Here is a 13,175-nt window from a genome sequence, read left to right as displayed (position 1 = left end):
TCGCCAGCAAAGATGAGCGAAAGCTATAAGACATTAGAAGACTCGGCTCCATTAGCGAAGACAGAAAAGCCCTATGCCGAGTCGACAGTCGTGTGTTCTATAAACACATCCACCACAGCGGGTGTAGCCAGTAAGCGTTGTAAACATAAGTTCCAGCTTTCTCTTACTGGGGTTTGGACAAGTCAACAATTTCGACCTACCCCCCCTGCCTAAGCCCTTGCGATCAAAGATTGTAATTAGTTATTAGAATCAAAAGCGTGAACAGTGTTCCCCTTCGTGAGCCCATTGATTGCAGGGCTTTCCTATAGACATTGTGAGGATTCCAAATGAAGAAGCTCTCTTCGACCATGGTGGCCGCTGCCGCTTCAGCCGGCATGCTCATCGGCGTTGGCGCCGCCACCGCACAGATTCCTGCCCCCGCCCCGTCGGAATGCCCCGCCGGTCAACATTTTGAAAATGTTGGCGGTACTTTCCAGTGCGTAGATGACGCTGCAACCCCGGATCCAGGAGGCTCATCGAACGATGGCATCCCACCGGGCGTTGAGGACACCCAGACCTGTCCCGACGGTTCCCCGCGGGATATGAGCAAGATTGACCCGGCAACCGGAGCTTACGGCGCGTGTGGCACTTCAGATGATTCCGGCCCAACTCCGGAGCCTGACGAAGATGCCCCAGAGAATGACGGAATTCCGCCGGGAGTCGATGACACCGCAACGTGCCCCGATGGTTCCCCGCGGGATATGAGCAAGATCGACCCGGCAACCGGAGTCTACGGCTACTGTCCGACCTCCGATGACGAAACTCCGGGCGACGACGAGAACCCAGGCGACGAACAGCCTGGGGACGACGAGAAGCCCGGGGAGGAAAAACCAGGCGACAAGCCCGACACCCCTAAGAATGACGGTAAGAAAACCGGGACCAAGAACACTGGTCTAGCAGTCACTGGTGTTCAGGCGACTGCCCTCGGCGGTGCGGCTCTCGCACTCCTGGTCGGTGGCGTGGCAGCTACCCGCCTCGCACGCAAGAATTCTAAGGATTCCTAGCACAACTCTCCGCTAGATTCCTAGCATCTCAACACTAAAGGCCCCGGAGCCCCGCGTATCCTCTACAGAAATCTACGCGGTGGCTCCGAGGCCTTTACTTTTTGCCGGGGGCGACGGCCGACGCTGTACTCACCAATCGATGAAAATTCACTCATCGATGTTAGTTACTATTTGCGGCCGCCGAGCAGCGCGTCTACGAAGCTCTCCGGCTCAAACGGCGCCAGGTGGTCAGCACCTTCACCAAGGCCAACCAACTTCACCGGCACACCGAGCTCGTTTTGCACCTGGAATACGATGCCGCCCTTCGCGGTACCGTCCAACTTGGTCAGGGCAACGCCGGTGATGTCTACTACATCCCGGAAAGTACGAGCCTGCAGCAGACCATTTTGGCCAACCGTCGCGTCCAAAACCAGGATGACTTCATCAACCTGAGCCTTCTTCTCCACCACGCGCTTAATCTTGTCCAATTGGTCCATCAGACCGACCTTGGTGTGCAGGCGGCCGGCGGTGTCGATGAGCACCACATCAGCGCCGGACTCGATACCGTGAGCAACTGCCTCAAATGCAATAGAAGCAGGATCGGCGCCTTCAGCACCGCGAACGGTCTCCGCGCCAACGCGTCGCCCCCAGGTTTCCAGCTGGTCGGCTGCAGCAGCACGGAAGGTATCCGCTGCACCGAGAACAACACGGTGGCCACCGGCGACCAATACACGAGCCAGCTTGCCCGTCGTCGTGGTCTTACCCGTGCCGTTGACACCGACCACCAGAATCACTGCGGGTTTGCCCTCGTGCGGAAGTGCGCGAATGGAGCGATCCATCTCAGGCTTGCACTCCTCAATCAACACCTCACGCAGCAGGGCGCGCACTTGCTCTTCGGTGCTCACCTTCTGGCTGGCAATACGCTCGCGCAGCTTATCGACGACACGCTGCGTCGCAGCCGCACCGAGGTCAGCCATCACCAGGATGTCCTCGACCTCTTCCCACGCGTCCTCATCAAGGTCACCCGCGCCCAAGATGCCGAGCACAGACTGGCCAATTGCATTCTGCGACCGTGACAGACGACCGCGCAGGCGACCCAGACGTCCCTCAGCCGGGTCAATGGAGTCAATCTGCTGTTCCGCTTCTGGCTCCGGCGTCGGCTCCGGCTCTGGCGTCGGTTCTGGTTCGGGAGTCGGCTCCGGCACCGGTTCAGGAGCAGGAACTACCTCTACCTCAGGCTCTGCTTGGGGCTCTGGTTGTGATTCCGGCTCGGGCTCTGATTCCTCTTCTCCGGCCGTAGGCAAATCGATTGGGATTTCCCGCATTACGCGGTCGTGATCCCCCTCCATTTCGGTGGGGTTATCGGGAATAGGCAGTTGGCCTTCCGGCTTCAGCAGGGAGCCATCCGTCGACTTATCAACGGGCTCATCTGCCCGCTTTTCAACTGGTTCCGGGACCTGCTTTTCAATGGGCTTTTCCACCGGCTTGGGCATCGGTTTTTCAACCGGCTGCTTCTCACGGGTATCAGTTCCACTACCGGCCGGAGCGAAGTTAAAACCACTAGTGGCCTGGTAATTTCCAGACTTCTCCTGCTGGGTGAGTTCCTTAGTATCTTCCTTCGCAAAGGAAATGCGCTGGTTTTTCCTGCGGACATAGCCCACAACAAAAAGCAGCGCGATAATAACGACAATCGCGACGACAAGGAGTATCCACTGAGTTGGAGTCATAACTCTCATTATGCAGTATCAACGACTGTTCCTCACTTACTCCGCGCCTACTCCGCTCCTGTCGACGGAGTTGCGGATGCCGGTGACATTCGCTGCGAGATTACTCGAGTCACACCATCGCCCCGCATGGTCACACCGTAGAGCACATTCGCAACGTCCATTGTTGGCTTCTGGTGCGTAATGACAATCAGCTGACTGGTCGCGCGGAGTTCCTCGAGCAACGCAATAAGGCGACGCAGGTTAACGTCGTCAAGCGCGGCTTCCACCTCGTCGAGTACGTAAAAGGGACTTGGGCGAGCGCGGAAAATAGCAACGAGCATTGCCAGCGCCGTCAGCGACTTCTCGCCGCCGGAGAGCAACGAGAGTCGCTTGACCTTTTTGCCCGGTGGGCGAGCTTCAACCTCGATACCTGTGGTTAGCAGGTTGTCAGGCTCAGTGAGAACCAGTCGTCCGTCACCGCCCGGGAAAAGCGTTTGAAAGACCGCGGGGAATTCTGTCTCGACATCGTTCCACGCGTCTGTGAAGAGCTGCAGAATCGTGGCATCGACTTCCTCGACAACATCGGTGAGATCCTGGCGGGCCTTGAGGACATCATCGAGCTGCGTGGATAGGAAAGAGTAGCGCTCCTCCATCGCCTTGTACTCCTCCAGTGCCAACGGGTTGACGCGTCCCAGCACACGCAGATCCTTCTCCGCCTGTTTGAGCTGCTTCGTCACGGCTGCGCGGTCGAAGTTCTCATCAGGAGCAAAGTCCGCGAGCAGGTCATCGACAGACAGCCCCAACTGGTCGACGATGCGCTCTGCAGCCTCGGTCACGCGGACCTGCGCCTGCGCACGGGCGATGTCGCCCTGGTGCGCGGAATCCGTTAGCTGTGCCAGCTCACGTTGCGCCGTATTCGCCTCCGTCCGGGCCGCTGATAGTGCCTGCGACACCGTCTTCTTCTGCGCCTCGGCATCGTCGCGATCGGCCTCTGCCCTCGCCAACGACACGTTGACCTTCGCGTGCAAGTCCTCAGCCAGCTCCGCGACAACTTCTGAAAGCTCCCGCTGGGCAACCTTCGCCATCTGCGCCTGCTCATGGCGAGCCTTCGCTACGCGCTCCGATGCAGCCTGGCGACGGAGCCGCTCGGCCTTGCCTCGTACACTCGACAGTCGCTCCTCTGCCGTACGCAGCGACAGACGCGCCTCTGTTTCCATGGCGCGCACAGCCGTCAGCGCCTCCGAGGCACGGTCACGTTCGCTTGTCGACGGTTCCCCCTCCTCGGGGTCACGGTCAACGCGAGCTAAGCGGTCTGCGACCTCCGCCAACTCCTTCTGGAGCTTAGTTACTCGGTCCGCGGCTTCGGCTCCGCGCTGCTCAGCGCGTTCGGCATCATGCACCACGCCGGACAGCTGCGCTGTGGCCCGAGTTCGGGCATCCGTGAGGACCTTCATACGACTCTGATGCTCACGCAACGCAGCACGGGCGGCCGCCGCGTCCGTGCGGCGGTCCTCTTCTTCGGCCTGTGCACCGGAGAGCACACCACCGAGGTCACTCAACCGCGCCTGTGCTTCCGCCAGTTCCTCGCGAGCCTTGGCAATATCCGCAGCGATTTCCACACCTGAGGCAGTGCCGCCAGCACCGCCAGCTACCCAACCCGAACCACGCAACACACCATCGCGGTCAACAACGCGCAGTCGAGTATCCTGGGTCACCAGCTCACGGGCGACGTGTTCGTCCTCGCAGGCCACGACGTCAACGAGCAGAGAGGTCAACGAACCTGAAAGCTCCGCGGGCACTGTCACATGATCGAGCAGCCAGGATGCCTGTGCGGGCAGAGTGATGTCCAAGCGCCAAGAGTCGGATGCATCCGCAGAATTGATAACAACGGCACTGCCCTTGCCCGTGGCCACCAGCTCGTCGATAAGCGAATCTCCACTGCCCTCGCTGACCAGTGCTTCGGCGGCCGCGCCGAGGGCGGCAGTGAGCGCTTTTTCCCAGCCAGCGTCGACATCGATGACTTCAGAGAGAACGCCGAGCTCGTGCTTTTCACGTAGCCACGCGGTGCCGTCGTTGGCAGCGGCGGTGCGGGCGGTCTCCAGAGCTTCGATGCGGGCGGAAAGACCTGAGACGCTGCGCTCGAGGTCGCGCTCGTCAGCGCGGAGTTCTTTCAACCGTGTAGAGGCCAGCTCTGCTTCCCGGTTGGCCTGTTCATAAGCACTCTGCAGCTCGGGACCTTCGAATTCTGCCTCGGCTAGCTCCTGCGCGGCGTTTTCCACAGCTTCGGTGGCATCGGCACGGCGTTCGTCGGCCTCATTGGTTTGCTCGGCAAGGCGTGCAGCTTCGGCCTCGGCGGCTTCCAAGCGGGTGCGCAGAGATTCTTCTGCGGAAATGAGACGAACCACGCCTTCGCGACGGTCGGCGATTGCGCGAACGGCCGCGAGGTGCTCCGCTTCGGCTTCGCGGAAAGTCTCCTCGGCATCGAAGAGCGTTTCGCGGATTTCCTCCAGTTTTTCGCGGGCCTCTGCCTCAGCCTCAGCGAGCGTGGCTTCTTCGGTGGCGGCGTCGTCGGCACGCTGCTCCAGGAAGTCCGGGTCTGGGCCTACCCACGGAGCGACGGAGTGGTCGGCCGCGCGATCGGCGGCGATGCGGGCCGTCGCTTGAATACGCTCACCGAGTGCGGAGAGACGGAACCAAAGGTCACGGGCAGCATCGGCAGCTGGAGTGATGTCCTCCAGTTCGGCTTCGAGTTCTGCAGTGCGCTCAGCGGCAATCTCGGCTCGCTCCGTGGCGGCCTCCACCTTTTCCTCAATGAGCTTGGCTTGACCAGCAATGTCATTGAGGCTGTCCTGCAAATCCACGAAGTCCGCGGCAGCCAAACGCAACTTGGCGTCGCGCAGGTCTGCCTGCACAGTCTGGGCGCGAGAGGCGGCCTCAGCCTGACGCTTCAGCGGTTTGAGCTGACGGGAAAGCTCACCTGTCAGATCCTGCAGACGGTCGAGGTTAGCCTGCATCGACTGGAGTTTGCGCTGCGCTTTCTCCTTGCGGCGGCGGTGTTTGAGCACGCCTGCAGCTTCTTCGATAAACGCACGACGCTCCTCTGGCCGTGACTCCAGAATCTGCGAAAGCCGGCCCTGGCCTACGATGATGTGCATCTCGCGGCCAATGCCGGTGTCGCTGAGGAGTTCTTGCACGTCCATTAGACGGACGCGAGAACCGTTGATTTCGTACTCACTTGCGCCGTCGCGGTACATGCGACGCGTGACAGAGACTTCCTTATATTGAATGGGAAGTGCCCCATCGGAATTGTCGATGGTAAGAGTTACCTCTGCGCGCCCCAAGGGCTTTCGCCCGGAAGTTCCCGCGAAGATGACATCTTCCATTTTGCCGCCACGGAGGGTCTTGGCGGAGTGCTCGCCCATAACCCACGCGAGGGCATCGACGACATTCGACTTACCAGATCCATTCGGGCCGACAACTGCGCAGATGCCGGGCTCGAATTTCATCGTCGTCGCCGAAGCGAAGGATTTAAAGCCCTTCAGAGTCAGCGATTTCAAATACATGGGGCAATATCTTACCCGTAGTTACGGTTTGGAGCTGAATTACCCCAAGCACGCCCCCTGTTACACAAGATCGTTTACACAGCCTTGTTTACACAGCCGCCTGCTTGGCTGACGTGTAGGCCGACTCACCATGCTGAGCGACGTCGATACCAGAATGTTCCTGCTCGCCGTGGATACGCCAACCGACGGTTACCTTCAGGACTCGGGCAATGATGTACGTCAGCACGCCCGAGAACACAGCTGCGATGACAGCAATAATGATCTGGATGGCAAACAACTTCAGGCCGTCGATGCCACCGCCGGTAAGCAGCCCTCGGTCGTTGGCCAGCAGACCGACACCAATCGTTCCCCACATAGCTGCGACCAAATGCAGACCAACCACATCCAGGGTGTCATCGAAGTTGAATTTGTACTTTAAGCCCACTCCCCAGCAACCCAGCGCACCGCCGATATAGCCCAGAATGATCGAGGTCACTGGGTTCATATCTCCTGCGGCCGGAGTAATAGTCACAAGCCCTGCGATGACACCCGAAGCGGCGCCCAGCGAGGTGGGATGTCCATCACGAATACGCTCGAGTGAAATCCAGCCGAGCATACCCACGCACGCTGCCACCGTCGTATTCAGCCATGCCAGACCAGCGACACCGTCGGCCGCAAATGCCGAACCGCCGTTGAAGCCGAACCAGCCGAACCACAGCAGTGCAGCACCCAGCATGACGAGTGGCAGATTGTGCGGGCGATGCTGGCTGCCATCGATGGACTTGCGCTTACCGACGATAATCGCCAGCACCAAAGCGGCAGTACCAGCAGCAATGTGCACAACCGTACCGCCAGCGAAGTCAATTGGAGCGATCAATGCTTCACCATCAGCGGTACCGAACAGCTTTGCCGACAGCCCCTCTGCCGAGTGGCTCAGCAGGCCACCGCCCCAGACCATGAAGGCCATTGGGAAGTACACCAGCGTCGTCCAGAAGCCGACGAAAATCAACCAGGTGGAGAACTTCACGCGTTCGGCCAGCGCCCCAGAGATCAGCGCTACAGAAATCGAGCAGAACGTGAGCTGGAACCCAATGTCGATGATGTTTGGGTAACCGTTCGCACTCGCAATGTAGTTGCCGTCGCCATCCGTGATTGAGTTACGCAGACCGAAGAACTCGAATGGGTCGGCAAAAACACCACCGATCGACTGCGATCCGTAGGACATCGACCAGCCCCACAGCACGTAAATGGCACCGACAACGCCGACAGCACCAAAGCTCATCATCATCATGTTGAGCACCGACTTCTGTCGCGACATGCCGCCATAGAACAGCGCGAGCGCCGGTGTCATCAGCAAAACCAACGAAGCCGAAATCAGCATCCACGCTGAGTTTCCAGACTGTGCAATTACTTCTTCAGGCGTCATATGTGCCTCCCCTGTCTGTCAGTAGGTAGTTATTAACTTAAATCACTTTTCCTCCGTATTTGCGTATTCTTTTTCTCACTTGCGTAGTTTTCCAGCGCTCTACGACCTCTTCAGCGTCCCAATCGACTACCTCAAGACACGAAAAAATCCCCCGCTAACTGCGTAAAAACAATGACGCAGAGCGAGGGATAGAATGTTTTCGAATTTTTCGGATTCCTACACCGACATGGGGGGGGAGGAAGGCAGTTGGCACCCCTTAACGACGGTCAAACGTGCTCAATGCACCCTTCGGTTCCTGCCATAACGGCACCACTGCCGTCACATCGCCCGGAGTATTCGGCCCCTCAAGCCAAGCGAGCAAACTCTCACAGTCTGCCCGTGGCCCTTCAGCAACAACTAACACCCGACCATCCGGGTAGTTCTGGGCATAACCAACCAACCCCAACTCCAGAGCCGTCGCGCGGGTGTACCAGCGAAAACCGACACCTTGAACACGACCGTGTACCCACGCGGTGAGGCGGACGTCGTTAAGCGACATCGGACTCACGCACTGTCATCGGGTCGGAACCGTCCCAGCACTCGATCTTGTCGTGGCCGCGGAGGTTTGGCAGATCATCGCGGTGGAATACCGGATTGAGCCCCTTGGACTTCTGCTCAGAGTAGTTCCGCAGAAGCGCGACGGCTACGCCGCCCAGCGGGAGAATGGCAATGATGTTAATGGTGGCCATGAGTGCGGAGAAGGTATCTGCAAGCGACCAGACGAGCGGCACCGAACCGACAGCTCCGCCAATAACGCACAGGATGACCAGGACGCGCACGGTATTCAGGACAGCCTTGCTCTTAGACAGGAACGGGATATTTGCTTCGGCGTAGTAGTAGTTGCCCACCAGCGAGGAGAACGCAAGGAAGAAGATGATAACCGTAATCGCGTGGATTGCCCACGTGCCCACCTGCGCCGACAGCGCGGCCTGAGTCAGCGCGGTGCCCTCTACATCGCCGCCGAAAGTCGGGTCGGACAGCAGAATGATAACCGCGGTGATGGTACAGACGACCCAGGTATCGAAGTAGACGCCCATCGTCTGAATGAGGCCCTGCTTGACCGGGTGCGACACCGATGCCGTCGCCGCCGCATTCGGAGTGGAACCCATACCGGCTTCATTGGAGAACAGACCGCGGCGAATACCCTGCATCATGGCGGTACCGACGGCAGCACCAGCAATCTCACGGATACCGAAGGCGTGCTCAAAAATCAGCTTGATCATGCCTGGCACCTCGGTGATGTTGAGAGCCAAGACAATCAGGCCGAGGATAATGTAGGCCACGGCCATAATCGGCACGACAATCTGCGTCACCGCCGAAATACGCTGCACACCACCGAAGATGATGACACCAGCCAAGATGGCCAGCACGATACCGACACAGAACTTAAAGATCGGTGTCTCCTGCCCGGTCGACTGAGCCACAGCCGCCGTAATCGAGTTGGACTGCACCGCGTTGAACACGAAACCGTAGGTCACCGTGATAGCGATGACGAACAGCGATGCCATCCAGCGCCAGTTCTCCCCTAGCCCCTTGGTGATGTAGTAGGCCGGGCCGCCTCGGTAAGAGTCCTTATCCCGCACCTTGTACAGCTGTGCCAGCGTAGACTCCACGAAGCTGGTTGCGCCACCAATCGCGGCGAGCAGCCACATCCAAAACACCGCGCCAGGGCCACCGGTGGTGATCGCCACCGCCACACCTGCGACGTTTCCGGTACCCACGCGTGAGGCTGCCGAAATTGTAAAGGCCTTAAAGGCCGAGATGCCCTTGACGCCCTCAGAAATATCAGAGGGCTTTTCAGTGATGGCCCTGAACATCTCCGGGATGTACCGGATCTGCACCATGATGGTCCGCCAACAGAAGTACAAACCTGTACCAACTAGCAGAACAATCATGAACAGCCAGTACTTGTCATTCCAAGCATTTACCCAGTCGGTTGCTTGCTCCATGAAACTCATAAGGAAATTCTAGCGTTGACAAGTGGGACACAGATAACTCGATCTATTCCCAAATGGCAGACGGACAATTTCGCGCCCACACCTCGGGCACGGCTCCCCCGCTTGTCCATAGGCGTTCAAGCTCCGCTCAAAATAGCCACTTTCGCCGTTGACATGCACATATAACGCATCGAAGCTCGTGCCACCGGCCGCTAGCGCCCGCTCGAGTACCGATTGCCCCTCGCGCAAAAGTTTCGCTAAACGACGGACCGAAAGGTCACACGCCGGCACGCGACCATCGACCTTCGCCGCCCAAAGCATTTCGTCGGCATAGATGTTGCCGATACCCGACACAATGTTCTGGTTGAGCAATACGGCCTTGATCGGTGAACGCGACTTCATCATGCGGTGTGCAAGTGCAACCACATCGACGGTGGGCTCCAATAGATCGGGCGCGATCTTGGCTGCGGGTTCCGGAACCACGCGTCCATGGGATTCGACCATTTCACAGGCCCAGACCCAACCAAAGGTGCGCTGATCGTTGAAGTTGATTAGGTGCCGAGCGCCGTCCGGCAGGGCGATGTCGAAAGCGGCTCGGGTGTGACGGCCAGGCAGCGTATCGGGAGTGTACGGAGCTTCCACGCGCAATTGGCCGCTCATGCCCAGGTGGATGGCGATTGCGGAGTCGTCGTCAAGCGTGAGCCACATGAACTTGCCACGACGATCCGTAGCGACAACCGTCCGCCCGCGCGTACGACCGATAAACTCCGCGGCGCCACCGGGTTGGCGCCGCACGGCACGAGCGTTGTAGACGAAGGAATCGTCGATGCGGCCACCGACGACGTAAGTGTCGAGACCGCGGCGTACGGACTCGACTTCAGGAAGCTCGGGCATTAGGCCAGTGCGGTATGCGCCTGATGCGCGGCGTGCATTTCGGCTTCCTTCTTCGTGGCGCCGGTACCGCTGCCCTTAACCACGCCGTCAACCAGCACGTCGACGTAGAAAGTTAGGTCATGGTCGGGGCCGGTGGTGCGCACGGTGTACTCGGCAGCCGGTAGTTGCTTGGCCGCCAGGCGTTCCTGCAGCAGCGTCTTCCAGTCACGGCCGCGGGACTCAGTCGGGGCATCGTCAATCATCTGGTTGAACAGGCGAAGCACGGTCTCGCGGGCAACCTCGAAGCCATGCTGCAGGTAAATAGCACCCAGCAGCGCCTCGGTGGTGTCAGCGAGAATCGAGTGCTTATCCGCGCCACCGGTGGCCTTCTCACCGCGGCCGAGGAGAATGTGCTCTCCCAGCCCGATACTGCGGGCCAGGTCAGCCAGCGCGTACATGTTCACGACACCTGCGCGCATCTTGGAAATATCCTGCTCAGCGCGGTCCGGGAAGCGACGGTAGAGTTCTTCAGCAACGCACATGCCCAGCACGGCGTCGCCCAGGAACTCTAGCCGCTCGTTATTGGTCAGCATGCCATTTTCATTCGCGAAACTGCGGTGGGTCAAAGCGAGCTTCAGGGACTCCTCTGGTAGCTCAACACCGAGTTTTTCCAGCAGCGGGGCGTGATCGACGGCCTCGAAAGCCGCCTTTCTAGCCGCCTCACCGGTTAGCCGACGCTTGCGGCTCATCCGTTATATCTCCTTTAAAGTCTTCGTCTAAGTCGTCGTCGATTACTTCTCGTCGCCGAGCGAGCCAAACTTTTCCGCCAGGCCAGCCCAACGCGGATCAATGCGCTCCTCTTCACCCGAGATGCCGTCTGGCTCCGGCACTTCCGAATCCGATTCAGCACAGCTGGAATCGAAATCCAGACAGGTCGGATTGAAGGGCAGATTCAAGCCCGCCTCATCGATGACGGCTTGAGTGATATCCACCGTATTGTCGACGATCTGGCCAACTTCGTCCTCAAGGTCTTCTTCCTCGGCATCGTCGCCTGTGATGAAGTCCTCGTTGTTGGAAAAGACAGCCGAAATGTGGAAGCTGAGCTCCGGATTCAGCGGGGCTAGGCAGCGCACGCACTCGCCAGTGGCCTTGGCAGTCACAGTCGCGTCAACCATGACACCGCTGCCGAGGTTCGTGACAATGCCGTCAACGACAACCTCCTCGCCAGCGGCGATGCCAATCATCTCGACACCAACGCGGACGGGGCTATCGCCTACCTTGCGGAACTGCTCGGGCATGCCGCCCTGCAGACATGTCGAAACGTCCAGAACAAATGGGGATGAGTCAGTCATGATAGACCTCAGTCTACCCCGAAGATGCGCTAACGCTCGTACCGGCGGCGTTCCTGCCCCTCGGAGAAGGAAGACGGCGCGCTCTGTGCCCCTGCACCACCGCCAACGGCACCGGCCCCCGAACGCAGTACCGAGCGATTGCGACCGACATTACGCAGGGTCTCCTGGAGAGTCTGTTCAAACTCGGCGAGCTTGGAATCAACGTAGCGGTCACACTCTTCACGGAGGCGAGAGGAATCCGCGTGTGCGTCGGAAAGCAGACGATTCGCCTCGTCGTTGGCTTCGCGGACGACCGTTGACTCAGCGACCAGGCGAGCCTGCTCCTCGCGGCCTTCCGCAACGGAACGCTCGTAGGATTCGTTACCAGCGTGAATCAGGCGATCGGACTCGGCAGAAGCACGATCCACAATGCTGTCGTACTCGTGCTGAGCATCCTCGCGGAGGCGACGGGCGTCGTCCTCAGCGGCCGCGACGGTGCCAGCTGCGTGGGCATTGGCATCCTCGACGGTGTGGTTAGCGCGGGCCTCGGCCTCGTCGACAATGCGATGGGCTTCTTCATCCGCAGTCGAAATGGTGTTGTTCGCCCGGGCTTCAGCATCGTTGATAATCTCATCCCGCTGGTCCAAGACGTCCTGCGCGTCATCGAGCTCAGCCGGGAAAGCATCCCTCAGCTCATCGAGCAACTCGAGAACACGCTGACGCGGAACCATACAATTGGCCGACAGTGGCACGCCGTGTGCCTCTTCTAGGATCTGGACCAGTTCATCAAGAGATTCGAAGACGCGAAACATGACTTACATGCTACTTCAGTCGGCGCTGCAGGGCGTGCAAGACAGGCTCAGGAACTAGCCCTTCCACCGAACCGCCGTAGCGAACAACTTCCTTCATCAGTGTCGACGACACATGACCGTACTTCGGATCAGCTTCCACAAAGAGAGTCTCAATGCCCGTCATGCGCCGATTCATCTGCGCCATGGGAGCCTCGTACTCGTAGTCCGCCGCCGAGCGCAGCCCCTTGACCAGGCAGGAGATGCCCTGCGCGGAGGTGTAGTCAACCAACAGCTTCGACCAGGAGTCCACCTGCACATTGTCCAAGTGCTGCGTGCACTGCCGAATGAGGTCCATGCGCTCTTCGACATTGAACATGCCCTGCTTATTCGGGTTGTGGGTAACCAGCACGGTCACCTGATCGAATTGGCGCGCGGCACGCTCAATCACATCGAGGTGACCAGAGGTCATGGGATCGTAGGAACCGGGGCAGCATGCGTGAGTCATAGA

The 13,175-nt window shown here is 59.2% G+C and carries 11 protein-coding genes; 1 reads left to right on the top strand and 10 read right to left on the bottom strand.

Translation table 11 applies throughout. The features are described 5' to 3' along the window. Positions 1 to 326 precede the first annotated feature (326 nt). Positions 327 to 1,043, top strand: a complete 717-nt coding sequence (locus tag HMPREF2787_RS01655; RefSeq protein WP_070858200.1) for an intestinal mucin — start codon at positions 327 to 329, stop codon at positions 1,041 to 1,043. Positions 1,044 to 1,210: 167 nt separating this feature from the next. On the opposite strand, the gene ftsY is transcribed toward HMPREF2787_RS01655, so the two are convergent. The 10 genes from ftsY to coaD form a co-directional block, all read right to left on the bottom strand. Further along, entirely contained in the window at positions 1,211 to 2,749 is a 1,539-nt protein-coding gene (gene ftsY / locus HMPREF2787_RS01650) for a signal recognition particle-docking protein FtsY (RefSeq protein ID WP_070858199.1), read from the bottom strand. A gap of 47 nt (positions 2,750 to 2,796) precedes the next feature. After that, positions 2,797 to 6,291 carry a chromosome segregation protein SMC gene (smc, locus tag HMPREF2787_RS01645; protein WP_070858198.1) on the bottom strand — a complete coding sequence of 1,165 codons (3,495 nt, stop codon included), beginning with the start codon at positions 6,289 to 6,291 and terminating at the stop codon, positions 2,797 to 2,799. 88 nt (positions 6,292 to 6,379) lie between these two features. Beyond that, positions 6,380 to 7,696, bottom strand: coding sequence for an ammonium transporter (locus tag HMPREF2787_RS01640; protein WP_070603809.1), 1,317 nt, complete (start codon positions 7,694 to 7,696; stop codon positions 6,380 to 6,382). Positions 7,697 to 7,952: 256 nt separating this feature from the next. Next, a complete protein-coding gene (locus HMPREF2787_RS01635; protein WP_069358780.1) occupies positions 7,953 to 8,234 on the bottom strand; it encodes an acylphosphatase in 282 nt (93 codons plus the stop codon). Continuing rightward, positions 8,224 to 9,684, bottom strand: coding sequence for an alanine/glycine:cation symporter family protein (locus HMPREF2787_RS01630; protein ID WP_070858271.1), 1,461 nt, complete (start codon positions 9,682 to 9,684; stop codon positions 8,224 to 8,226). The genes HMPREF2787_RS01635 and HMPREF2787_RS01630 overlap by 11 nt, the downstream gene beginning before the upstream one ends. Before the next feature lie 18 nt (positions 9,685 to 9,702). Next, positions 9,703 to 10,566 (bottom strand): bifunctional DNA-formamidopyrimidine glycosylase/DNA-(apurinic or apyrimidinic site) lyase, encoded by an 864-nt coding sequence (gene mutM, locus HMPREF2787_RS01625; protein WP_070858197.1) that lies wholly within the window; start codon positions 10,564 to 10,566, stop codon positions 9,703 to 9,705. After that, positions 10,566 to 11,294, bottom strand: a complete 729-nt coding sequence (gene rnc, locus HMPREF2787_RS01620; protein ID WP_038628630.1) for a ribonuclease III — start codon at positions 11,292 to 11,294, stop codon at positions 10,566 to 10,568. The genes mutM and rnc overlap by 1 nt, the downstream gene beginning before the upstream one ends. Before the next feature lie 42 nt (positions 11,295 to 11,336). After that, on the bottom strand, positions 11,337 to 11,897 hold the full coding sequence (locus tag HMPREF2787_RS01615; RefSeq protein WP_048735478.1) for a YceD family protein: 561 nt from the start codon (positions 11,895 to 11,897) through the stop codon (positions 11,337 to 11,339). A 29-nt stretch (positions 11,898 to 11,926) separates the two neighbouring features. After that, positions 11,927 to 12,688 carry an SPFH domain-containing protein gene (locus tag HMPREF2787_RS01610; protein ID WP_049171555.1) on the bottom strand — a complete coding sequence of 254 codons (762 nt, stop codon included), beginning with the start codon at positions 12,686 to 12,688 and terminating at the stop codon, positions 11,927 to 11,929. A 10-nt stretch (positions 12,689 to 12,698) separates the two neighbouring features. After that, positions 12,699 to 13,172, bottom strand: coding sequence for a pantetheine-phosphate adenylyltransferase (coaD, locus tag HMPREF2787_RS01605; RefSeq protein ID WP_049189535.1), 474 nt, complete (start codon positions 13,170 to 13,172; stop codon positions 12,699 to 12,701). Between the last annotated feature and the right edge of the window lie 3 nt (positions 13,173 to 13,175).

It is taken from the genome of Corynebacterium sp. HMSC061H03 (assembly GCF_001838215.1).
Lineage (GTDB): Bacteria > Actinomycetota > Actinomycetes > Mycobacteriales > Mycobacteriaceae > Corynebacterium > Corynebacterium jeikeium_D.
This window is presented reverse-complemented; position numbering and strand designations above follow the sequence as displayed.

Bases quoted from the DNA above. Each gene is read 5' to 3' on its own strand.
- smc (WP_070858198.1), bottom strand. From the start codon at position 6,291: ATGTATTTGAAATCGCTGACTCTGAAGGGCTTTAAATCCTTCGCTTCG.
- coaD (WP_049189535.1), bottom strand. From the start codon at position 13,172: ATGACTCACGCATGCTGCCCCGGTTCCTACGATCCCATGACCTCTGGT.
- rnc (WP_038628630.1), bottom strand. From the start codon at position 11,294: ATGAGCCGCAAGCGTCGGCTAACCGGTGAGGCGGCTAGAAAGGCGGCT.
- mutM (WP_070858197.1), bottom strand. From the start codon at position 10,566: ATGCCCGAGCTTCCTGAAGTCGAGTCCGTACGCCGCGGTCTCGACACT.
- HMPREF2787_RS01655 (WP_070858200.1), top strand. From the start codon at position 327: ATGAAGAAGCTCTCTTCGACCATGGTGGCCGCTGCCGCTTCAGCCGGC.
- HMPREF2787_RS01615 (WP_048735478.1), bottom strand. From the start codon at position 11,897: ATGACTGACTCATCCCCATTTGTTCTGGACGTTTCGACATGTCTGCAG.
- HMPREF2787_RS01610 (WP_049171555.1), bottom strand. From the start codon at position 12,688: ATGTTTCGCGTCTTCGAATCTCTTGATGAACTGGTCCAGATCCTAGAA.
- ftsY (WP_070858199.1), bottom strand. From the start codon at position 2,749: ATGACTCCAACTCAGTGGATACTCCTTGTCGTCGCGATTGTCGTTATT.
- HMPREF2787_RS01640 (WP_070603809.1), bottom strand. From the start codon at position 7,696: ATGACGCCTGAAGAAGTAATTGCACAGTCTGGAAACTCAGCGTGGATG.
- HMPREF2787_RS01630 (WP_070858271.1), bottom strand. From the start codon at position 9,684: ATGGAGCAAGCAACCGACTGGGTAAATGCTTGGAATGACAAGTACTGG.
- HMPREF2787_RS01635 (WP_069358780.1), bottom strand. From the start codon at position 8,234: ATGTCGCTTAACGACGTCCGCCTCACCGCGTGGGTACACGGTCGTGTT.